This is a genomic window from Roseateles sp. (assembly GCF_036486225.1).
Classification (GTDB): domain Bacteria; phylum Pseudomonadota; class Gammaproteobacteria; order Burkholderiales; family Burkholderiaceae_C; genus Roseateles.
Genome location: NZ_DASVNZ010000137.1, coordinates 1 through 22,312, shown reverse-complemented (window position 1 = coordinate 22,312; position 22,312 = coordinate 1). Strand labels below are relative to the sequence as shown.

Here is a 22,312-nt window from a genome sequence, read left to right as displayed (position 1 = left end):
GGTCGCGGCCGGAAGGTCGTCGCGTCGCCGCCGACTTCGCGCTGCGCCTGCTGCACCGACGCGGCGGTGCGCACGGCCAGACGCAAGGACTCGCGCGTGGCTGGGATGGTCGAGGCGCGGAACTGCTGCGTCGTCGTCTTCACGAAGGCACCCACGTCGTCGGCGCAGTTGCCGCGGTTGGTCTGGCAGCCCGTGTAGAGCTTGTCGAGCTTGGTGCGTTGGTCCGCGACGCCGAGCGTCAAGGGCTCGCGGACGACGACGGTGGCGTCGCCCAGTTGCTGGCGCAGTTGCGCGGCGACGTACTCGGTGAAGCCGACGGCGTCCTGCGGGACGGCGCCGGCCTGCGCGTGCGCGCCGGTCGAGACCGCGCCGAACGCGGCGGCCGCCGCGATCGATGCCAGCGTGGACCGCAGGACGGTTCGTGTTTGTCGTTGGAGACGAAGACGCAGGACGGACATGAGGACCTCCGTGTTTTCATGGGGAGGTCCGGGTTGGGCAAGCATCGCTCCCGCTGGCCGCACTGCGACGGCTGCTGGCCCTCACCCCCGCCCTCTCCCGCAAGCGGGAGAGGGAGCGAGAGTGCACCGAGCTCAGCGAGCCTTCACGCGCCCTGCACGCGGTACTGATCCGCCTTCGCCACGCCTTCCATCGCCGGATCGCTGACCGACGGTGCGCCGGTCTCGATGTGGCCGGCGAAGCGGCGCAGGAAGTCGGTCTGACCGCCCACGCGCACCGACACGTCGTACCAGTGCGCCGCGACGGCGACGGGGACGCGCACCTCGCTGCTGCTGCGCGCCGGCACGATGACCGTGCGCGGCGCCGTGCCTTGGTACTTGTTGTGCGCGACGGTGAAGGTCGCCGCGACCGGGCCGGTGTTCACCAGCGTCAGCACCAGCTCGCCGGTGGCCGGCGCGGACTTCGCGACGACGTCCGGATTGGGCTGGCCCGCCGCTGCCGCGCGCCGCGCATTGCCGGCGAGGTGGCGATGGAAGCCGTTCGGGCCGAGGACCCACAGGTCGTAGGCGCCGGCGGCTTGCGGCGCGAAACTGCCCGTGAGCTGCTTGCCGGCCTCGACCGTGTAGCGCCGCGGGATCTCGCCCAGGCGTGTGCGGTCGTAGACGTGGAACACGGCCGCGGCGCTGCCCGTGTTCTGGAAGGTGACGGCGATCGTCGTCGCGTTCGGACCCGCGCCGGGCGTCACCGCGCTGGTGGCCTGCAGGTCATAGGGCAGGGCGCGCGCGGGACGCACGCCGGCGCTCTGCGACGGCAGCTGCAGCGAGCCGGGGATGGCCGGCGTCGTCGTGCCGGGCAGCGCGCGGGCCTTGTTGGCGAGCGCGACGGTGTCGGGCAGCTTCGAGAAGAACTCGCTGTCCTCCGGATCGGCGAAGTTGAAGCACGAGGTCAGGTCGCCCGCGACCGCACGGCGCCATGCGCCGATGTTGGTCTCCTTCACGCCGAAGCGGGCCTCGATGAAACGCAGCACCGAGGTGTGGTCCGAGGTCTGCGAGTTGACCCAGCCGCCCTTGCTCCACGGCGACACGATGTACAGCGGCACGCGCGGGCCCATGCCGTACGGACGGTGCAGGTAGGTGGCCGAGGCGCCGTTGAGGATCTCGCAGTACTCGCCCGTCGTGTCGATCGTCGACGCGCCGGCGATCACGGCCTGCGCCGGGTTCGCGTTCCAGGTCACGTACGAGGGCGCGGCCGGCGGCGGCACGTGGTCGAAGAAGCCGTCGTTCTCGTCGAAGTTGATGAACAAGACGGTCTTGGACCAGACGTCGGGATTCGAGGTCAGCGCGTCCAGCACCTTGGCCGTGTAGTCGGCGCCCTGCGCGGGGCTGGACGGGCCGGGATGCTCGGAGCCTTCCGCCGTCGCGACGACCCACGACACCTGCGGCAGGCGGTTGTTGAGGACGTCGTCGCGCAGCAGGTCCAGGTCGCGCGTGGAGATGCCGCGGTCCTTCAGCACCTGCGAGAAACCGGGCCGGTTGTACCAGCCGTCGCGGAACACCTTGAACCCGGCCAGCGAGTTGTCGGTGAAGTTGTCCGCCATGTTCTGGTAGACCTGCCAGCTGATGCCGGCCGACTGCAGACGCTCGGGATAGGTGGTCCAGGTGTAGTCGTCCAGCGGGTTCGCGTTGAACCAGTCGTGGCTGTTGTCGGTGGACGGACCGTTGCCCAGGCGCAGCGGGTCGTTGGTGCCGGTCCAGATGAACAGGCGGTTGGTGTTGGTGCCCGTCTGCGTCGCGCAGTGGTAGGCGTCGCACAGCGTGAACGCGTTGGCCAGGGCGAACTGGAAGGGCAGCTCCTGCTCCTTGAAGTGGCCCATCGAATGGTTCTGCTTGGCCTTGGGCCAGTTGTTCATGCGGCCGTGGTCCCAGGCGGCCTGCGCGTCGGTCCACGAGTGCGGCGTGCCGCTGACGCGCATGAAGGCGAAGTTCTGCGCGGTGTTCAGGTGGAAGGGCGCGATCGCGCCGGGCGCGGCGTTGTTGACGGTGGGCTGGATCCAGACCGAGCGGCCCTTCACGTTGGCCGAGTCGGCCACCGGCGCCGGGAACGGATCGCCGAAGCCGCGCACGCCGTTCAGCGTGCCGAAGTAGTGGTCGAAGGAGCGGTTCTCCTGGGTCAGGATGACGATGTGCTCGACGTCCTGGATCGTGCCGGTGCGCACGGCCGCCTTGATGGACAGCGCGCGGGCGATGGCCGGCGGGAAGCTGGTCATCGCGGCGGTGGCGCCGGCGGCGCCGGCGACGGCGCGGAGGAACTGGCGGCGGGGCGGTTGCTGCTGCGTCATGGCGGGCTCCTCAGGCGGTGGCGGTGGCGGTGGCGTTCAGGTCCTGCGCGGCCTTGCGGCGGCGGATCACCAGCACGGCGACGGCCAGGCCGCCCAGCGCCAGCGCGCCCGAGGCGGGTTCCGGCACGGCGGACGCGTAGGTCAGGTCGTCCATGACGAAGAAGGCCGGGTCGTTGCTGCGGAACACGAGGCGGTCGACGAGACCGGTGTAGCCGCTGGTGAGGAACGCGGGGCTGTCGCTCAGGTTGAGCAGCGAGGTCGAGGCGACGAGCGCGCCGCCAAGGTACAGGTCGATGGCGACGTTGACGCCGTCGAAGCCGGAGAACCAGGCGCCCTGGAAGGTGCTGGGCGAGAGGAAGCCGATGGCGCTGGTGGCGCTGCTGCCGTCGAAGCCGAGCGTGGCTCGGCGGTCGCCGGAATGCGGCGTGTACGGGGCCTGCTCGCCGGCGTACTGGAACCAGGAACTGGCGGACCAGTCGAGGCCGGCGTAGTTGGCGGGAACGAAGCCGTCGTCGGTCAGGTCGTCGAAGGTGACGACGGTGGCGGAGGCGAACGGCGCGGCGATGGCCAGGGCCAGCGGCAGGCAGGCGCGGCTGACCGCATGGGCGATGGCACGGGACAGGGTGCGGGCGAAAGGCTTGCGCATGGGGACTCCAGGGAGGTCGGGCGGACGGGAAGCGCCGCGGCCGCGCATCGATCTGACGGAGGGTCAGGTCTTGACGGCGCGGTCACGGGTGGACGGGGCGGATGTTCAGAGGCCGGGGTGACAGACCGGTGAACGGTCGGTGTCATCGGCGGGCCTGGAACTTGCCCGCGGGGCCGTCGTCCCTGGAAGCGGGGGCGCGTCGCGGGAGCGACGCGAAGGCGTCATGTAACGCTGAAGCGCAATGGCTTTGATCAGGATCAGTGGGGGTGATACCCAGGACAGATCATCTCCGAGCATCGAGTCGGGTGTCGAACACGACTGCTGGACGATGGCCGCGAAAAGCGTGGCAAGAATCCATAAGGCCCACAAGACGCATCCGACCACGACCCTCGAGATGCTTAACGCGATCGGCGAGTTCGTCCGCAGCCGTTCGCTCCGGCTTTGCGGAAGCCCATTTCTGTCGACTTACTCGGGAGAGGCACTCAGCGAGATCAACTACGACATCTCTCTTGATGTCGAGGACGACGACCGTTGCGATTGGACGCTCCGCCTGCGAGAACACCTCTTTGATCTGGACCTGCTCCTGGACGCAGTGAATGTGAAATTCAGCGGACGCTCGGCTACCTACTTCTCGGACCGACGTCTTTATGGTCTTCTCCAGTTGCGCCCCATGCCGCCGGCTCTTGAGCGTATCCGCTGACGGTCTTCATGGTCGGTTGATGAGCGCCTTCATTTCATCTCCGGCCACCGGCGCGGAGGTGTGCTCGTGAACGATCCTCCAGACGCCGTCACGCCTCAGCAGCGTCCAGCTGATGCGGTTGTCCATCGTGAACTTCGTTTCGCCATGGACCACGAGTTCATAGCGAACGAACGCGTGCAGGGCGGCCATGTCGCCGCTCGCGTGCACGTGGGGATCGTCGAAGACCACGCGGTTCGCGCCCTCGCCCGCCATCTTGAACCAGCGCTCGACCGCGCCGCGCCATTGCGCCTCGCCGTCGTAGGACCACTGGTCCCAGCAGTCGTAGATCTGCGCGTCCGGCGCGTACAGCGCCAACAGCGCGTCCACATCCTTGGCCGCGGCGGCGGCCTGGTACGCGCCCAGCAGCGCCAGCACCTGCTGGCCGACGGCCGTGTCATTTGCTCGTGTCGTCATGCATCTCTCCCGGTGGAAGGTGGAAGCGAAGGGCAAACGCCCCTCCTCCCTCACGACGATCAAAGCCTGCCCATTTCGACACGCCCTCGGTCATCCCCCCGGCGCCATCGCCACGAACGGCAGCGCGCCGATCGCGGAGATCACCATGGACAGCAGCATCAAGCCCAGGAAGGTCATGATCGGCCGCAGGCGTTCGCCCTCCGGCCGGCTGCAGTACAGGTAGATCGGCACCACCAGCAGGGTCGCACCCAGAATGCCGCCGCCCATCAGCGTGCCGCCGAAGAAGCGCCGCTGGATGGAGTCGCGCCGGTACCAGGCATAGACCACCACCATGGAAGCGAAGGTCAGCGGGATCTCGATCATCCCCAGCCGGACGTGATGAAGCTCGCGGTATCCCGACACGCAGCCGCTGAGCAGCGATAGCAAGGCCAGGGCGATCAGGGTGCGTTTCAGGGTCACGGGGCGGCTGTGTCAAGGTGGGAGGAGATCGACTGTAGCGGTCACCGACAGCAGATCACATCCGACCTTCCGCAAAGCGCTGATACCACGCCACCGCATCCGCATTCGCCATCGCATCGCGCTTCATCACCTGCTCCGCCGCCGCGCCGAGCAACAGCTTCTTGATCGGCAGCTCCATCTTCTTTCCCGACAGCGTGCGCGGGATCGCCTCGACCTGATGGATCTCGTCCGGCACATGCCGTGCCGACAGCGCCTTCTTGATCGAGGTCTTCAAGCGCAGCTGCAGCGCTTCGTCCAAGGTCAGGCCGTCCCGGAGCTGAACGAACAGCAGCAGGCAGCTGGGCCGGCCGAGGTACTCCAGGTCGACGACCAGGCTGTCCAGCACCTCCGGGTGCGTCTCCACCGCGCGGTACAGCTCCGACGTACCCATGCGGATCCCGTGGCGGTTGATCGTCGCGTCCGAACGACCGTAGATGATCCCGCCGCCCGATGGCGTCACGCGCAGCCAGTCGCCGTGGCGCCAGATCCCTTCGCCGTTCGGGCCGCGGTACATGTCAAAGTAGCTCGACAGGTAGCGCTCGTTGCCGTCGTCGCCCCAGAAGTACAGCGGCATCGACGGCATCGGCCGTGTGCAGACGAGTTCGCCGACCTCGTCGATCAGCGGCCAGCCCTGACCGTCCGCATCCACCTCCGAGAACGCGTGCACCGACGCGCCCAGGCTGCGCACCTGCATCTGGCCGCGCACCAGCGGCTCGGTGATCAGCCCCGTGAGGAACGCGCCGGCGAAGTCCGTGCCGCCACTGATGATGCAGATCCAGATCGGACGGCCATCGGGCTTCGGGCAGTTCGCCCAGATCCAGTCGTAGCTCTCGTCCGCCAGCGGACTGCCCGTGCTGCCGATCGCGCGCAGCCGGCTCAGGTCGCCGTGCTTCAGCGGCTCGACGCCGGCCTTCAGGCAGCTCGCGTAGAACGCGGCGCCGGCGCCGAAGAAGGTCGCTCCGGACAGCGCCACGAAGCGCCACAAGGTGCTCCAGTCGGGCGCATCCTTCGGTCCGGCGGGACTGCCGTCGAACAGGCAGATCGTCGTGCCGCCCATCAGCGCGCCGACCTGGCAGTTCCACATGATCCAGCCCGTCGAGCTGTACCAGTGGAAGCGGTCGCCCGTCTCCGCCGTCGCGCCGACGTTGTTGTGGAGGGACCCCTTGAGCATCTCCAGCAGCACGCCGCCGTGGCCGTGCACGATCGGCTTGGGCAGACCCGTCGTGCCGCTCGAATAGACGATCCACAAAGGATGGTCGAAGGGCACCGCCTCCGGCGCGTGTGATCGCGGATTGGCGATCAGTGCGTCCCAGCGATGAGCGCCGCGCCTCGTCTTCGCCGCGCCCTCAGCAGCCGCACCCGTTGCGGCAGTGCCGGCCGGTCTGGCCAGCGGTGAAGGGTCGGCCTGGGGATCCAGGTTGCCGAGCAGCACCACGTCGGTGACCGTCGGCAGCTCGTCGAGCAACTGGCCGAGCATCGTCATGCGATCGATGTCCTGCCCCGCGTAGCGGACGCCGTCGGCGGCGATCAGCAGCTTGGGTTCGATCTGGCGGAAGCGGTCCAGCACCGCCACCGGCCCCATGTCCGGCGAGCACACCGACCACACCGCGCCCAGGCTCGCGACGGCGAGGAAGGCCACCGCCGTCGCCGGCACGTTGGGCAGGTAGGCGGCGACACGATCGCCGCGCCGCACGCCGAGCTCGTGCATCGAGGCCGCGAGGGCGCCGACCTGGCGACGCAGCTCGGGCCAGCGCATCGCGCCGAGCTCGCCGCGCGCGAGCATCGCCTCGTTCGCGTGGACGATCGCTGGATGGCTGGCGGACTCCGCCGCATCGACGTGTCGCAAGGCCTGCGCCGCGATGTTCAGCGTCGCGCCGCGGAACCAGATCGCGCCGGGCATGCGTTCCTCGCAGAGCGCCGCCTCGAACGGCGTCTCCGAGCGCAGGTCGAAGTGGTCCCCGATGCTGCGCCAGAACGCGTCCAGCTCCGTCACCGACCAGCCCCACAGCGACGCGTAGTCGTCGAAGACCAGGCCTCGCTGCTCGTGCAGGAAACGGCGGTAGTGGTCGATCTGCGGCGTCGGGGGCATGCGGGACTCCTTGTCGAGTCTCTGACGGTAGCCCAGATCTCTCGGGCGGGCCGTCACGCGCGTGACCGGCTCGATCGGGCGGGATCGCTCTGCCGTACTGCGACGGCCGCTGGCCCTCACCCCCGCCCTCTCCCGCAAGCGGGAGAGGGAGCCACCCCAGTGCTCCTGCTCCGACTGGCTCGGTGCATTCTCACTCCCTCTCCCGCTTGCGGGAGAGGGCGGGGGTGAGGGCCAGCAGCGGTGGAAGTAAGGCCAGCCTCAGCGCTTCGGCAGCTTGTCCGTCTCGATGTCGACGTAGGGCCAGAAGATCTGGTTGAAGAACGGCCGCCGGTAGCCGACCAGCCACGGCTGCGCGATGTCGGTGACGATGCGGTGCACGCGGAACTTCTGCGGCATGTAGGCGGTCAGCAGCTTCTGCGCCTCGCGCAGCAGCTCGGCGCGTTCGGGGCCGTCGGGCAGCACCATCATGCGCCGGTAGATCTCGTCGTACCGCTCCAGCTTGAAACGCCCCAGGTTCTGCCCACCGGCTGCCGGACCGTAGAGCAGCTCCAGCCCCAGCTGCGCATCCGGCGTCGAGCTGTTGAAGCCCAGCTGCCAGATCATCAGCTGCCCCGCGCGCGCCGACTTCAGGTTCTCCGGCCACTGCGCCATGCGGATCTTGATCTGCACGCCCAGCTTGTCCATGTCGCGTTTCCACAGCTCGTCATAGGGCTTGGAGCGCGAGTCCGGCGTCGACGCCACCTCCAGCACCAGCGGGCTGCCGTCGGGCTTGTCGCGCCAGCCGTCGCCGTCCTTGTCGACATAGCCGTAGGTGTCGAGCAGCGCCTTGGCGCGCGCCAGGTCGAAGTCGCTGTTCTCGCTCTTGAACTCTTCCTGGTATCCCCAGGTCGCCGGCGCGACGACGGACTGCGCGGGCACCGCCTGATGGCGGCGCGCGGTGGCGATCTCCGTCGGCACGTCGGTGGCCAGCCCGATCGCGCGACGCAGCGCGACCTTGTCCGGCGTGTAGCCGCCGACCGTCGGGTCTTCCATGTTGAAGTAGTACATCGTGCGGTCGCTCGCCAGCACGCGGTACAGCTTCATCCCCAGCTTGTCGAGGTTGGGCGCGAGCTTGCCGTGCGGGATCGCCACGTCCGCGTATTCCTCGGGCAGCAGGAAGAGCAGGTCGAATTCGCGGTTCAGGTAGGACAGCCAGCGCGGTTGCCCCGCCTCGATGATGCTGACCTCGACGGCATCCACCATCGGCAGCTTGCGGCCCTTGAAGCGCGCCAGCATCTGCTCGCCCTCGGTGTCTCCGGGGTTGGGCTGCGCGTCGTAGAAGACGTCGCGGTACCCGGGGTTCTTCACCAGCCGGATCAGCGAACCGCGCCGCCAGCGCTCCAGCATGAAGGGCCCCGTGCCGACCGGATGCTCCATCGTCTTGCCGGCGTAGGTCTCGATGACCTCGCGCGCCACCGCGCCGTAGGTGTCTCCGCCGGCCAGGTTGTAGATGAAGCGCGGCCGCGGCTCCGCCAGCTTGAACTGCAGCGTGTAGCGGTCCAGCGCGCGCACGCCCTCGACCGGCTTGTCGTAGTTGAAGGGCTTCTTGGTCTCCAGCGCCGCGACGCGGAGTTCCTCCAGGCCGAGGATGCCCTCCTGCTTGAAGCTCGAGTACAGCGGCCCCTTCGTCGCCGGGTCGTAGAAGCGCTTGAGGCTGTAGACGTAGTCCTCGGCGGTCAGTTCGCGCCGCTTGCCCTTGAACGCCGGATCGTCGGCGAAGTAGATGCCCGGACGGATCTTGATGGTCCAGGTGCGGAAGTCCTCCGACACCTCCGGCATCTCCGCCGCCGTGTTGGGCTTGAGCTTGAACGGCCGCGCGAGGTAGTCGTAGTTGTAGAGCGACTCGAAGATGTGGGCCGTGACGATGCGCGAGTACAGGTCGCTCAGCTGCGCGGGATCGAAGCCGGTCTCGGCGACGAGGAAGGCGTAGCGCAGCACCTTCTCCTGCTTCGCGACGGCGGGCTCCGGCGCCTTCGCGGCCTGCGGGGGTGGCGCCGCAAACGCCGTGGTCATCGCGCCGAGGACCAGCGCGGCAAGGGAGGCAAGGAGGCGAACGCGCATCGGTGTCGGACCTAGTGCTTGAACTTCGCGGCGGCGTCGGGATCGATGTCCACGTACTCCCACCAGTTCTGCCAGAACTGCGGACGGCGGTAGCCGATCAGCTGCGGCTGGGCGATGTCGGTGATGAAGCGGTGGCCGCGGTACTTGTAGGGCATGTACGCGGTCGCGTAGCGCTTGGTCTCGTCGAAGAGCTTCAAACGCGCCGGCCCGTCGGGCAGGTGCGAAGCCTCGTCGTAGAGCTTGTCGACGGCCGGCAGCCGGAAGCGCGCGTAGTTCTGCGCACCGATCTGCCCGCTGTACATGCGTGCCAGCGAGTCCTGGCCGTCGGGCTTGGACGCCGAAGTCCCCAGCGACCAGATCTGGAACTTGCCGGCGCGCAGCGACTTGAGGTTCTCGGGCCACTTCGCCGGCTTGAAGGCGATGCGCAGGCCGACCGCGTTGAGGTTCTTCTGCACGATCTCGTCGATCTGGCGCTGGAACTGGTCCGGCGTGGTCAGGCTCTCCAGCACCAGCGGACTGCCGTCGGGCTTGTCGCGCCAGCCGTCGCCGTCCTTGTCGACGTAGCCGTACAGATCCAGCAGCGCCTTCGCGCGCGCCGGGTCGTAGGTGCTCATGTCGCTCTTGAAGGCCGCGTCGTAGCCCGTCGTGCCCGGCATGTAGAGCGACTGGGCCTGCACGGCCTGGCCGCGCCGCACCAGGTTCAGCTCGCGCTGGACGTCGATCGCCAGCGAGACCGCGCGGCGCAGCGCGATCTTCTCCGGCGTGTAGCCGCCGACGACCGCATCCTCCATGTTGAACACGGTGAACAGCACGTCCGACGCGACCGTCCGGTAGGCCTGCTTGCCCTGCTTCTCGAGGTTGGGCGCGATCCTGCCGTTGGGCATCGCCTGGGTGATGAAGTCCTCCGGCGTGCGCTCGATGAAGTCGTACTCGCCGTTCAGGAAGGACAACCAGCGCGGCTGGTTCTCCTCGATGATGCCGACCTCGACGCGGTCGATCATCGGCAGGCGCCGGCCCTTGAAGCGGGCCTTCAGCGCCTGGCCTTCGGCGTCGTCGGGCGCGGGGTCCACTTCCTGGTCGTAGAAGCGCTCGCGGTAGCCCGGGTTGCGCTCCAGCACGATGAGCGAGCTGCGTCGCCAGTGTTTGAGCACGAAGGGGCCCGTGCCCACCGGATGCGCCATCGAATCGCCCGGGTAGGCCTCGATCACCTCGCGCGCGACGGCGCCGTACAGGTCGCCCTGCGCGAAGACCTCCATCAGGCGCGGCCGCGTCTCCTTGGACTTGAACTGCAGCGTGTAGCGGTCCAGTGCGCGCAGGCCCTCGATGGGCTTGTCGTAGTCGAAGGGCTTGCCGGACTTGCGGACCTGGTCGTGGTACTCGTTGAGGCCGACCAACTCCAGCTCCTCGACCTCGCTCCAGGCCGGCGACGCCACCGCCGGATCGGCGAAGCGCTTGAACGAATAGACGTAGTCCTCGGCGGTCAGCTCGCGCGTCTTCCCCTTGAAGGCGGGATCGTCGGCGAAGTGGGTGCCGGGGCGCAGCTTCACCGTCCAGACCTTGTAGTCGTCGGAGGACTCCGGCATCGCCGCCGCGGTCAGCGGCTTCATGCGCGCGGGGCGCGCCAGCTGGTCGTAGGTGTAGAGCCCCTCGAACATGTGGGGCGTGATCATCCGCGAGTAGAGGTCGGTGATCTTCGCCGGATCGAAGCCGGTCTCCGCGACGCGGAAGGCGTAGCGCAGGACCTTGGGCTCCGCGGCCGCGGTGGCGGACGCGGCCGGCGCGGCGGTCACACCGTTCAGTCCGGCCGCCGCCAGGGCTGAGGCGAGGACGGCCCCGCGCAGGATCGAGGAGAGGAATCGGGCGCGAGGCATCACGGCGTCAGTTCACTTCTTCAGATGGGCCTTGGCCAGCGCGTCGGTGTCGATGTCGACGAACGAATAGAAATCGCGCTGGTACAGGTTCTTGTCGTAGCCGATCACCCAGGGCTGCGTCATGTCCGTGAAGATGCGGTGCACGTGGACCTTGTAGGGCATGTAGGCGATCAGCAGGCGCTGGGCCTTGTCGATCACCGCCAGCCGTTCGGCGCCGTCCGGCATGCCGTGCTGCTGGCGGTACAACGCATTGAATTCCGGCAGGTCGAAGCGCGCCTTGTTGGACTGGCCCTTGCTGCCGACGTAGCCCAGGCCGAGGAAGTTCTCGCCGTCGGGCACGTCCGCGCTCCAGCCCATGCCCCACATCTGCAGCCTGCCGGCGTTGGCGGACTTCAGGTTCTCGGGCCACTTCGCGATCTTGAAGCGGATGCGCACGTTGATCGCATCCATGTTCTTCTGCCAGAGCTCGGCCAGCTGACGGTTCTGGCCGTCGGGCTGCGTCGCGTATTCCAGCACCAGCGGACTGCCGTCGGGCAGGTCGCGCCAGCCGTCGCCGTCCTTGTCGACGTAGCCGTACAGGTCCAGCAGCGCCTTGGCCCGCGCGCGGTCGAACTGGCTCATCTCGGACTTGAAGGTCTTGTCGTAGCCGGTCACGCCCGGCGAGATGATGCCCTGCGCCGGGATCGCCTGACCGCGGCGCGGCAGTCGGATCTCCTGGTCGAGGTCGACGCCGAGCGCGATCGCTCGGCGCAGCGCGATCTTCTCCGGCGTGTAGCCGCCGACGACCGGGTCTTCCATGTTGAAGTAGGAGATCGCGACGTCCGCGCGCTCGTAGCGCACGGCCTTCACGCCTTCCTTCACCAGGTTGGGCGCGAGCTTGTTCTGCGGCATGCCGACCGGCGCGAACTCCGCCGGCAGGTCGTCCAGCAGGTCGAACTCCTTGCGCAGGAAGGACAGCCAGCGCGGCTGGCTTTCCTCGATCACCGCGATCTCCACGCGGTCGATCAGCGGCAGCTTGCGGCCCTGCAGCCGGCGCACGGCATCGGCCAGCTCCGGCTTCGCGGTGGCGGGATCCTCGTGGTACCGCTCGTCGCGGTAGTTGGGATTCTTCTCCAGCACGATGCGCGACGAGCGGCGCCACTCGCCGAGCTTCCACGCGCCGGTGCCGACGGGGTGTTCCATGATCCGGTCGCCGTAGAACTCGACGACCTCGCGCGCCACGATGCCCACCATCGGATCGGCGAAGTGCAGCAGCATGCGCGGATCGCTGTTGGCCACACGCATCTCGACCGTGTAGCGGTCCAGCGCGCGCAGGCCCTCGACCGGACGGTCGTAGTCGAACGGCGTCTTGTTCTTCAGCGACTCGGCGCGCACCTCGGACAGGCCGAGGATCTTCGCGCCCTCGAAGCGGTAGAGGTGGCCGCTCTTCACGCGCGGGTCGTAGTGGCGCTTGATCGTGTAGATCAGGTCGTCGGCGGTGAGCTCGCGCGGCTTGCCCTTGAACGCCGGATCGTCGCTGAACAGCACGCCGCGCTTGAGCTTGAACACGAAGCGGCGCGCGTCGTCGCTGACCTCGGGCATGCCGTCGGTGACGGCGGGCTCGAGGCGATAGGGCCGGCCCAGGTAGCTGTAGCGCAGCGGCGCGTCGAAGATGCCCGCGGTCACGTTGCGCGAGTACAGGTCCGTGACCTGCGCCGGATCGAAGCCGGTCTCGGCCGCGCGGATCGCATAACGCAGCACCTTCGGAGCGGCCGGCGTGGAGTCGTCGGCGGCCACGGCGCGATCGGGGATCGCGGTGAGGGATGCCGAAAGTAAGAGCGCCAGGAACCCCGTCCCGGCCAAGCCGCGTCGCATCAAGATGCCGTCCTCGAATCCGAAAGCGCGTCAGTCTAGTGGGCGATGTCCGCGCCCGCCATGCCAACAACCCCGAGAGCACGGACGCATCGGCAAACGGGGGCGCATTGCGGATGAACACACCTGCTTCCACGAGGGTGCTTCATCAGTTTTCTTCGATGGATTCAGGGCAAATGCCGGTGCGGGTGCGGCGGCCCCTCACGTAGACTCGCGCGTGGTTTTTCACCTGCAGGCCCCGGCCGTCACAAGCGTCCGGGGTTTGTCTTTATCGGTCGCCGGGTTCGACATCGGGCTCGGCGGCGCTTGCTTGGAGTCCCGCGCGTATGGCGGCCTATCTCATCAGGCGCCTGTGGCAAATGATCCCCACCTTGCTGGGGGTCGTGCTGCTGGTGTTCTTCCTCTTCAAATGGTTCGGCGGCGATCCCGCCGAAGTGCTGGGCGGCCTGAACGCCAGCCAGGACCAGATCGAGGCCATCCGCGATCAGCTCGGACTGAACAAGCCGGTGTGGGAACAGCTGTGGATCTTCCTGCAGCAGATCGTCACCTTCGACTGGGGCAAGAGCTGGGCGACCAACGAGTCGGTGTCCAACCTCTTCGCCACGCGCATGCCCGCCACGCTGACGGTGATGCTGCCGATCCTGGTGCTCGAGGTGATCCTGGCGATCCCGTTCGCGCTGGCCGTCGCCTACATGCGCGGCAGCCTGACGGACCGCGCGGTCATGATCCTCACGACGGTCGCGGTGTCGATCTCGCTGCTGGTCTACGTGATCGTGGCGCAGTACTTCTTCGCGTTCCGGCTGGGCTGGTTCCCGGTGCAGGGCTGGAGCGACTCGCTGTGGACCAACCTGACCACCTACGCGCCGCTGCCGGTGCTGGTCGCGGTGGCCGTCGCGCTGTCGCCGTACACGCGGCTGTACCGCACCTTCTTCCTCGACGAGATCGGCCATGAGTACGTGCGCACCGCGCGCGCCAAGGGCCTGACCGAGAAGACCATCCTGCTCAAGCACGTGCTGCGCAACGCGATGATCCCCATCATGACCAACATCTCCGTGGCGCTGCCCGGCGTGTTCGTCGGTTCCTTCCTGCTGGAGGTCTTCTTCTCGATCCCGGGCCTGGGCCGCGAGATCCTGCTGGCGGTCAACCGCAACGACTATCCGGTCATCCAGGCCTTCGCGATCTACATCGCGGCGCTGACGATGGTGGTCAACCTGATCACCGACCTTCTCTACAAGCTCGTCGATCCGCGGGTGGTCCTCAAATGAGCGCAGTGCTGCCCACCCCCACCGCGGCCGTGAAGCCGCAACGCTCGCGCGGCGTCTGGTACGCCTCGTGGCGCCGTCTGAAGTCCGACAAGCTCGGCATGTTCGCGATGGTCGTCGTCGCGCTGTCGCTGCTGCTGGTGCTGGCCGCCGGCCTGGGACTGGTGGCCCGCGACTGGCAGAAGGAGACCGGCGTGCCCAACGCGCCGCCGACCTTCATGGGTCCCGCGCCGGCCGAAAGCGCCGGCGCCATCGCGCAGCCCAAGGGTCCGAACGTCGACCTCAGCGACATCGACCCGCTCGCGCCCAAGTACGCCGAGTGGACCGAGAAGGCCAAGCAGTACAAGACCGACGAGGCGCCGCGCGCCGAGACGCTGCCCTTCGGCGGCGACCGCCTGGGCCGCGACGTGCTGGCCAAGGCCATCAAGGGCGCCGAGATCTCCATCATGGTCGGCGTGCTGGCCGCGCTGGTGGCCACGCTCATCGGCACCGTGCTGGGCGCGCTGTCGGGCTTCTACGGCGGCAAGGTCGGCGACTTCCTGGAGTGGGTCTACAACGTCTTCACGGCGATGCCCAACATCCTGCTGATCTTCGCCTTCGCGGTCGTCTTCGGCCGCGGCGTGCTGCCGGTGGTGATGATCCTGGGCCTGGCGGGCTGGACCGGCATCTACCGCCTGGTGCGCGCCGAGTTCATGAAGCACTCGGTGCGCGAGTACGTCCGCAGCGCCGAGGCCATCGGCGCGAGCAAGAGCTCGCGCATGTTCAAGCACATCCTGCCCAACGTCTCGCACGTCGCGCTGGTGCAGCTCTCGCTGCACGTGGTGGGCTTCATCAAGAGCGAGGTCATCCTGTCCTACCTGGGCCTGGGCGTCAGCGTGGACCAGGTCTCCTGGGGCACGATGCTGGCCGAGGCGCAGAGCGAGCTGATCCTGGGCTACTGGTGGCAGCTGGCCGCGGTGACCGGCTTCATGGCGATCTTCGTCACGGCCTTCGCCCTCTTCACGGATGCGTTGCGCGACGCGCTCGATCCCAAACTGCGCGGTCTGGAGTAACGCCATGCTGTTGAGCATTCAAGACCTGAAGGTCGCCTTCCGCATGGGCAAGGTCGACGGCGTCATGCAGCGCCAGCTGGCCGTCAAGGGCGTCAGCTTCGACATCCCGGAGAACGGCACCGTGGCGCTGGTGGGCGAGTCGGGCTCGGGCAAGAGCGTGACGGCCATGTCCATCCTCAACCTGCTGCCCGACAACGCCGAGCGCACGGGCGCGATCCTGTTCCAGGGCCGCGACCTGCTGAAGACCTCGCTGCGCGAGCTGCAGTCGGTGCGCGGGCGCGAGATCGCCTGCGTGTTCCAGGATCCGATGAGTTCGCTGAACCCGGTGTTCCCGGTCGCGGACCAGATCATGGAGCCGCTGATCAAGCACCTGGGCATGAGCAAGCGCCAGGCGCTGGTGCGCGCCGAGGAGCTGCTCAACGAGGTCGGCATCCCCGACCCGAAGCGGCGTCTGAAGAGCTATCCGCACGAGATGTCCGGCGGCCAGCAGCAGCGCGTGATGATCGCCGTCGCGCTGGCCTGCAGCCCCAAGCTGCTGATCGCCGACGAGCCGACCACCGCGCTCGACGTGACCATCCAGCGTCAGGTGATGGAGCTGCTCGCACGCCTCAAGGAATCGCACAAGATGAGCATGCTGTTCATCTCGCACGATCTGGGCGTGGTGGGCGAGATCGCCGACCAGGTCGTCGTCATGCGCCATGGCGAGATCCGCGAGAAGGCGCCGGTGGCGGACATCTTCCACCACCCGCAGGATGCCTACACGAAGGCGCTGCTGGCCTGCCGGCCGTCGCTGACGGAGAACCCGGCGCGGCTGATGGTCATCGACGACCACATCGCCGGCCGCTCGGTGTCCGAGGGCAAGGGCAAGGCCAAGGATCCGGCCGCGCCGGTGATCCTCGAGGTCAAGGGCCTGAAGAAGAGCTTCTTCTTCAAGTCGGGCCTGTTCAGCAAGACCGAGTTCAAGGCCGTCAAGGGCGTCGACTTCCAGCTGCGCAAGGGCCACACGCTCGGCGTGGTGGGCGAGTCCGGTTCCGGCAAGACGACGATGGGCCTCACGCTGCTGCGGCTGCACGAGCCCACCGGCGGCCAGGTGCTCTTCGAGGGCCAGGACCTGCTGAAGATGAACGGGCCGGACTGGCAGAAGATGCGCCGCCGGATCCAGGTCGTGTTCCAGAACCCGTATGCCTCGCTGAATCCGCGCTTCACCATCGTGCAGACCTTGCTGGAGCCGATGGAGATCCACGGCATCGGCAAGAGCCATGACGAGCGTGTCGCCACCGCCAGCGCGCTGCTGAAGAAGGTCGGGCTGGACGAGTCGGCGCTGCACAAGTATCCGCACGAGTTCTCCGGCGGTCAGCGCCAGCGCATCGCGATCGCGCGCTGCCTGACGCTGCAGCCGGAGGTGCTGGTGCTGGACGAGGCCGTCTCGGCGCTGGACGTCTCGGTCCAGGCCCAGGTGCTGAACCTGCTGAAGGATCTGCAGGACGAATTCGGCCTGAGCTACATCTTCATCAGCCATGACCTGGCGGTGGTGAAGTTCATCTCCGACGAGGTGCTGGTCATGCAGCACGGCGACGTCGTCGAGCAGGCCGATGCCCGCGCGCTGCTCGCCGCGCCGAAGCAGGACTACACCAAGCGTCTACTTGGAGCAGTTCCCCGTGGTTATCAGGGCACGGAGCCCACAGCGAGCGTCGCCTGAGCCGCCCGGCTGGGGCCCCTCTTCGGAGGTATTAGGAAGGAATTGCCGGCTCCGCCGGCGGAGGGACTTCGCTCGGACTCAAACAGTCCTGAGGACTGTTTGTGCCTAGCGAAGGCCTGTGGCCTCCGGCCACAGGCACGGAGAAGAGGGGCGCCAGTCGGGCGGCTCTTGCTCGGTCCCTCGCCCTGCACCAAAAGGGAACTTTCCACAATCACGAAGGTCCCGTCCCCTCGCTCACGCGGGGACACCTCCTGCTGCCTCCCAAAGCGATGGCTAGAATGGCCAGCAAGTTTTGTGCCGTCAGGATCCCCCATGTCGCTTCGCCGCCCTTTGCTGTTGTCGACCGCGCTCGCGCTGGCCTTGGCCGCGCCTTTGGCGCGGGCCGCCAAGGACGACCACGCGAAGCCGCTGAACCTGGTCTTCGACCGTGAAGGTGCGATCGACAAGGTCAAGCAGCGGTCCGAGTTCAACGGCAATGTCATCATGACCAAGGGCTCGATGGAGCTGCGGGCCGACCGGATGGACGTGCAGGAGACCAGCGACGGCTACTACCAGGCCTACGCCAACGGCACGTCCGCCAAGCAGGTGCACTTCCGGCAGGACCGGGACAATCCCGGCGAGCGCATCGAAGGCCGCGCCGACCAGATCGAATACGACACCCGCACCGAGACCATCCGCCTGGTCGGCAATGCCGAGGCGCGGGTGATGCAGGGCGACCAGCTCAAGCAGGCGCTGTCCGGCGCCACCTTGAACTACGACAACCGCACCGAGCGCCTGATCGTCGAGACCGGCGTCGGTTCGCCGCATCCGAGCGGCCGCGGCCGCGTCGTGCTGATGCCGCGCAACGCCGCGAGCGAACCGCCGCCGGCCAGCAGCGCGCCGCTGCCGTTGCGCCCCAGCATCAACCTTGCTCCTCGCCAGTCCCCCCAGCAATGACGGAAGCCTCCACGAACTCCTCCCGGAGCCGCCTCCAGGCCTGGGGGCTGCAGAAGTCTTACGGCGTCAGGAAGGTGGTCAAGGACGTCCACCTCGACCTGCACAGCGGCGAGGTGATCGGCCTGCTCGGTCCGAACGGCGCCGGCAAGACGACCAGTTTCTACATGATCGTGGGCCTGGTGCGCGCCGATGCCGGCGAGATCCAGATCGACGGCCAGCCGGTGCAGACCATGCCCATCCACCAGCGCGCGCGCATGGGGCTGAGCTACCTGCCGCAGGAGGCGTCGATCTTCCGCAAGCTCAACGTCGAGGAGAACATCCGCGCCGTGCTCGAGCTGCAGCTCGACGACAAGGGCAAGTCCTGGCCCTCGTCGCGCATCGACGCGGAGCTGGACAAACTGCTCAATGAGCTCTCGATCGAGAAGCTGCGCGACACGCCCGCGCCGGCGCTGTCCGGCGGCGAGCGCCGCCGTGTCGAGATCGCCCGGGCGCTGGCGACGCAGCCGCGCTTCATCCTGCTGGACGAGCCCTTCGCGGGCGTAGACCCGATCGCGGTGCTGGAGATCCAGCGGATCATCCGTTTCCTGAAGCAGCGCGGCATCGGCGTGCTCATCACCGACCACAACGTGCGCGAGACCCTGGGCATCTGCGACCGCGCCTACATCATCAGCGAAGGGGCGGTGCTCGCCGAAGGCACGCCCCAGCACATCGTCGAGCATCAGGACGTGCGCAGGGTCTACCTCGGCGAACACTTCAAGATGTAAGGGCCGGGAGTCGACATGAGGCCGACGCTACAGGTTCGCCTGTCCCAGCATCTTGCGCTGACGCCTCAGCTGCAGCAGTCCATCCGTCTGTTGCAGCTGTCGACGTTGGAGCTCCACCAGGAGGTGGAGCAGATGCTCGCGACGAACCCGCTGCTGGAGACCGACGAGGAATTCGACGCCCCGCTGCCGACCGCGACGCAGGAACGCCTGACCGAGCGCGAGGAACGCGAGGAACGCGTCGCGCAGACCGAGTCGGACGCGCCCGCCGGGGACACGCCGGCCGGTGAGGAGATGCGGGCCGAGGAATTCGGCACCACCGAGCGCGACGACTGGGAGAACGGCACCGAGCGCGACGACTTCGACGGCATCCGCGAGACGCCGGGGAGCGCGTCGTCGTCCTCCGGCGGCGACGAGGACGAGCGACCCGAGACCGAGGCGCCCGACGAATCGCTGCAGGACGTGCTGCGCGGACAGATTCCCGGCATGAACCTGAGCGCGGTCGATCGCGCGGCGCTGCTGGCGTTGATCGAGTCGCTCAACGAGGACGGCTACCTCGAGGACCCGCTCGAGGAGATCATCGCCGCGATCCTCGGCGAGGACGCCGATCTGGAGCAGCGCGAGGATCTGCTCGACCGCTTCAAGGTCGCGCTCAAGTGGCTGCAGTCGATGGAGCCCGCCGGTGTCGGCGCGCGCGACCTCGGCGAGTGCCTGGAGCTGCAGCTGCGCACGCTGCCGCGCTCGCCCGAACAGGCGTTGGCGATCGTGATCTGCCGCCGGCATCTGGACCTGCTCGCCAAGCGCGACTGGCGTCGCCTGATGTCGCTGACCGGCTCGGACGAGGAACTGCTGCGCGACGCGCAATCGCTGATCGCCGGGCTGGAGCCCAAGCCAGGGCGCCGCTACGCGCGCAGCGAGAACCGGCCCGTCATTCCCGATGTGATCGTGCAGAAGGCGGGACGCAACTTCCGCGTCTCCATCAATCCGGATGTGTTGCCCAAGCTGCGCATCAACGACCTCTACGCGCAGGCGCTGCGCGCCACGCGCGGCGGCGTCAGCAATTCGCCGCTGGGCGGGCAGCTGCAGGAGGCGCGCTGGTTCATCAAGAACATCCAGCAGCGCTTCGACACCATCCAGCGCGTCAGCGAGGCGATCGTCGAGCGGCAGCGCGGGTTCTTCACGCATGGCGAACTGGCGATGAAGCCGCTGGTGCTGCGCGAGATCGCGGATGAGCTGGGCTTGCATGAATCGACGATCTCGCGCGTCACGACCGCCAAGTACATGGCGACGCCGTGGGGAACCTTCGAGCTGAAATATTTCTTCGGGTCGAGTTTGTCGACGGAGGCCGGTGGGAATGCGTCGAGCACGGCGGTGCGCGCGCTGATCAAGCAGTTCATCGCGGCCGAGAACACGACAAGCCCGCTGTCCGACAGCCAGCTGTCGACGATGCTCGGCGAGCAGGGCATCACCGTCGCGCGACGCACCGTCGCGAAGTACCGCGAAGCGCTCAAGCTCGCGCCGGCAAATCTGCGCAAGTCGCGCTGACGTCGTACTGCCAACGCCGCAGGCCCTCACCCCTGCGCTCTCCCGCAAGCGGGAGAGGGCGTCAAGCAAGGTCGGCGTCGGTGGGACAATCTGCTGCTTGATCCTCCCGGGCGCCACGGCACCCGACTCACGCTGCACCCACGATGTCCGATTCCGCCTATCACCTGTTCCTGCCCTGCGCCGCCGGCGTCGAAGACTGGCTGGAGGCGGAGGTGCGCGACATCCTCGGCCCTGAGGACTGCCTGCAGGGCCCGAAGGCCTTCCGGGGCGGCGTCGGCCTGTACGGCACGCTCGCGGCGGTGATGCGGCTGAACCTGCACAGCCGGCTCACGCAGCGCGTGCTGATCGAGGTGGCACGCGAGGAGTACCGCCACGAGGACGACATCTACGCGATCGCGCGCACCGTCGACTGGACGCGATGGATCACGCCGCAGCAGACGCTGCGCGTGGACACGACGGCACAGCGCTCGCCGCTGCACAGCCTGAACTTCGCGACGCTGCGGGTGAAGGACGCCGTCTGCGACATCCTGCGCGACGCCACCGGCGAGCGCCCCAGCGTCGACACGCGCTGGCCCGATCTGCCGCTGCAGCTGCATCTCACCGAAGACCTCGCGACGGTCTACGTCGACAGCTCGGGCGAATCGCTGTTCAAGCGCGGCTGGCGCGAGGACAAGGGCGATGCGCCGCTGAAGGAAACGCTCGCAGCAGCGATGCTGGCCGCGGCGGGCTGGAAGGGCACGCCCGAAGCGGGCGGCGCGCTGCACGATCCGTGCTGCGGCTCGGGCACGATCCCGGTCGAGGCAGCGACCATCGCCTGCAACATCGCGCCGGGCATCCAGCGCCGGTTCGCGTTCGAAAAACTGAAACCCTTCCAGTCGCTGCTGCCGGCCTGGCGCGCGATCAAGGAAGAGGCACGCGCGGCGGAACGTCCTTCGGCCGTGCCGATCTTCGCGAGCGACGTGTCGTTCCGGATGGTCGACTTCGCGCGACGCAACGCGGAACGCGCCGGCGTGGCGCAGTACATCCAGTTCAACGGCGGTGATGCGCTGGAGCGTCCGGCCCCCGCGCTGCCGGACGACATGGCCGGCACGCTGATGCTGAACCCGCCCTACGGCGAGCGGATCGAGGTCCGCGGCAAGGCTGGTACACAGCGCATGGACAGCGGCGCGCTGTCCGAAGAGCGCGATGCGGGCGACGACTTCTTCCCGCGTCTCTCGGCGCATTGGAAGCGCGCGTACACGCAGCATCCGGCGGGATGGACCGCGTGGCTGCTGTGCCCGGAAATGAAGTTGCCGAGCAAGATGCGACTCAAGGAATCGCGCCGCATCCCGATGTGGAACGGCCCGATCGAATGCCGGCTCTTCAAGTTCGACCTCGTCGCCGGCTCGGCCCGCAAGCAGAACGCAGGGAACACTGACTCCGACGAGTAACTCCGACTAAGGTGGGCCCCCTTGGTGAGGAAGAGCCTCCCCCGTCGATGCGATTTCTTTTCGAGGGAATGACCGAGATGATTCACGCTGAACTTGGACCTGAATTGGAGGCCTACGTGCAGCAGTTGATCGACAGCGGTCGGTATTCATCCCGGCAGGAAGTGTTGAAGGAAGGCGTCCTTCTCCTTCAGCAGCAGGAGCATTTGAAGGCCTTCAAGGCCATGCTCGACAAGGGCATCGAGGACTCGGAGAACGGCCTCGGTCGCCCTGCCGACGAGTTCTTCGACGAACTGCTGGCAAAGACTCGCAAGCGTCCCGAAGGATCCTGATGCACGTTCACCTCCTCGCGGAGGCTGAAAAGGATCTGCTCGATATTCACGAGTACATCGCCAGGGACGACGAGCGAAAAGCGAACGCCTTCTCACTCGAATTGCGCCGAAAGATCGCGTCGCTGTCTCACAGGCCGGATGCTCATCCGCTCATCGGTCGCGGAGACATTCGACGGCGGCTGCACGGCCGCTATCTGATCCTGTTTCGGCTCGATATCCGCCGCGACCGTGTGACGGTCAACCGTGTTCTCCATTCCGCTCGGGACATCGACTTGTTGGAACTTCTATGACCCACT

At 67.6% G+C, this 22,312-nt stretch carries 19 protein-coding genes; 10 read left to right on the top strand and 9 right to left on the bottom strand.

Annotated elements, in window-relative coordinates; genetic code table 11:
- From VF536_RS09630 to VF536_RS09620, 3 genes are all read right to left on the bottom strand, one after another.
- The coding region (locus VF536_RS09630) for a hypothetical protein (protein WP_331614621.1) at positions 1 to 458 on the bottom strand (458 nt) is incomplete at its 3' end.
- A 143-nt stretch (positions 459 to 601) separates the two neighbouring features.
- A complete protein-coding gene (locus VF536_RS09625; protein WP_331614620.1) occupies positions 602 to 2,794 on the bottom strand; it encodes a phosphocholine-specific phospholipase C in 2,193 nt (730 codons plus the stop codon).
- A gap of 10 nt (positions 2,795 to 2,804) precedes the next feature.
- A complete protein-coding gene (locus tag VF536_RS09620) occupies positions 2,805 to 3,440 on the bottom strand; it encodes a PEP-CTERM sorting domain-containing protein (RefSeq protein WP_331614619.1) in 636 nt (211 codons plus the stop codon).
- A gap of 328 nt (positions 3,441 to 3,768) precedes the next feature.
- Between VF536_RS09620 and VF536_RS09615 the strand changes: the two genes are divergently transcribed.
- Positions 3,769 to 4,140, top strand: a complete 372-nt coding sequence (locus VF536_RS09615) for a hypothetical protein (RefSeq protein ID WP_331614618.1) — start codon at positions 3,769 to 3,771, stop codon at positions 4,138 to 4,140.
- Between the two features lie 6 nt (positions 4,141 to 4,146).
- Here the strand turns inward: VF536_RS09615 and VF536_RS09610 are convergent, their stop codons facing one another.
- From VF536_RS09610 to VF536_RS09585, 6 genes are all read right to left on the bottom strand, one after another.
- Positions 4,147 to 4,593, bottom strand: a complete 447-nt coding sequence (locus tag VF536_RS09610; RefSeq protein WP_331614617.1) for a YybH family protein — start codon at positions 4,591 to 4,593, stop codon at positions 4,147 to 4,149.
- Between the two features lie 90 nt (positions 4,594 to 4,683).
- Positions 4,684 to 5,052, bottom strand: coding sequence for a hypothetical protein (locus VF536_RS09605; RefSeq protein WP_331614616.1), 369 nt, complete (start codon positions 5,050 to 5,052; stop codon positions 4,684 to 4,686).
- A 55-nt stretch (positions 5,053 to 5,107) separates the two neighbouring features.
- Positions 5,108 to 7,180: an acetoacetate--CoA ligase gene (locus tag VF536_RS09600; protein ID WP_331614615.1), complete on the bottom strand. Its 2,073-nt coding sequence runs from the start codon at positions 7,178 to 7,180 to the stop codon at positions 5,108 to 5,110.
- A 258-nt stretch (positions 7,181 to 7,438) separates the two neighbouring features.
- Positions 7,439 to 9,280, bottom strand: coding sequence for an ABC transporter substrate-binding protein (locus tag VF536_RS09595; RefSeq protein WP_331614614.1), 1,842 nt, complete (start codon positions 9,278 to 9,280; stop codon positions 7,439 to 7,441).
- A gap of 11 nt (positions 9,281 to 9,291) precedes the next feature.
- Positions 9,292 to 11,151 (bottom strand): ABC transporter substrate-binding protein, encoded by a 1,860-nt coding sequence (locus VF536_RS09590; protein ID WP_331614612.1) that lies wholly within the window; start codon positions 11,149 to 11,151, stop codon positions 9,292 to 9,294.
- 12 nt (positions 11,152 to 11,163) lie between these two features.
- Positions 11,164 to 12,927 carry an ABC transporter substrate-binding protein gene (locus VF536_RS09585; protein WP_331614611.1) on the bottom strand — a complete coding sequence of 588 codons (1,764 nt, stop codon included), beginning with the start codon at positions 12,925 to 12,927 and terminating at the stop codon, positions 11,164 to 11,166.
- 401 nt (positions 12,928 to 13,328) lie between these two features.
- Between VF536_RS09585 and VF536_RS09580 the strand changes: the two genes are divergently transcribed.
- The 9 genes from VF536_RS09580 (at position 13,329) to VF536_RS09540 (ending at position 22,306) form a co-directional block, all read left to right on the top strand.
- Complete coding sequence (locus VF536_RS09580; protein ID WP_331614610.1) at positions 13,329 to 14,267, top strand: ABC transporter permease; 939 nt, start codon at positions 13,329 to 13,331, stop codon at positions 14,265 to 14,267.
- Positions 14,264 to 15,316: an ABC transporter permease gene (locus VF536_RS09575; protein WP_331614609.1), complete on the top strand. Its 1,053-nt coding sequence runs from the start codon at positions 14,264 to 14,266 to the stop codon at positions 15,314 to 15,316. The genes VF536_RS09580 and VF536_RS09575 overlap by 4 nt, the downstream gene beginning before the upstream one ends.
- Positions 15,317 to 15,320: 4 nt before the next feature.
- Positions 15,321 to 17,015, top strand: coding sequence for a dipeptide ABC transporter ATP-binding protein (locus VF536_RS09570; RefSeq protein ID WP_331614608.1), 1,695 nt, complete (start codon positions 15,321 to 15,323; stop codon positions 17,013 to 17,015).
- A 312-nt stretch (positions 17,016 to 17,327) separates the two neighbouring features.
- On the top strand, positions 17,328 to 17,951 hold the full coding sequence (lptA, locus tag VF536_RS09565; protein WP_331614607.1) for a lipopolysaccharide transport periplasmic protein LptA: 624 nt from the start codon (positions 17,328 to 17,330) through the stop codon (positions 17,949 to 17,951).
- Complete coding sequence (gene lptB / locus VF536_RS09560) at positions 17,948 to 18,715, top strand: LPS export ABC transporter ATP-binding protein (RefSeq protein ID WP_331614606.1); 768 nt, start codon at positions 17,948 to 17,950, stop codon at positions 18,713 to 18,715. Before lptA ends, lptB begins: the two co-directional genes overlap by 4 nt.
- Before the next feature lie 15 nt (positions 18,716 to 18,730).
- On the top strand, positions 18,731 to 20,257 hold the full coding sequence (locus tag VF536_RS09555) for an RNA polymerase factor sigma-54 (protein ID WP_331614605.1): 1,527 nt from the start codon (positions 18,731 to 18,733) through the stop codon (positions 20,255 to 20,257).
- Between the two features lie 143 nt (positions 20,258 to 20,400).
- The gene (locus VF536_RS09550) at positions 20,401 to 21,687 is read left to right on the top strand and encodes a THUMP domain-containing class I SAM-dependent RNA methyltransferase (protein ID WP_331614604.1); all 1,287 of its coding nucleotides are present in this window, start codon (positions 20,401 to 20,403) and stop codon (positions 21,685 to 21,687) included.
- Positions 21,688 to 21,764: 77 nt separating this feature from the next.
- Positions 21,765 to 22,016 (top strand): type II toxin-antitoxin system ParD family antitoxin, encoded by a 252-nt coding sequence (locus VF536_RS09545; RefSeq protein ID WP_331614603.1) that lies wholly within the window; start codon positions 21,765 to 21,767, stop codon positions 22,014 to 22,016.
- Positions 22,016 to 22,306 (top strand): type II toxin-antitoxin system RelE/ParE family toxin, encoded by a 291-nt coding sequence (locus VF536_RS09540; RefSeq protein ID WP_331614602.1) that lies wholly within the window; start codon positions 22,016 to 22,018, stop codon positions 22,304 to 22,306. Before VF536_RS09545 ends, VF536_RS09540 begins: the two co-directional genes overlap by 1 nt.
- Positions 22,307 to 22,312 lie beyond the last annotated feature (6 nt).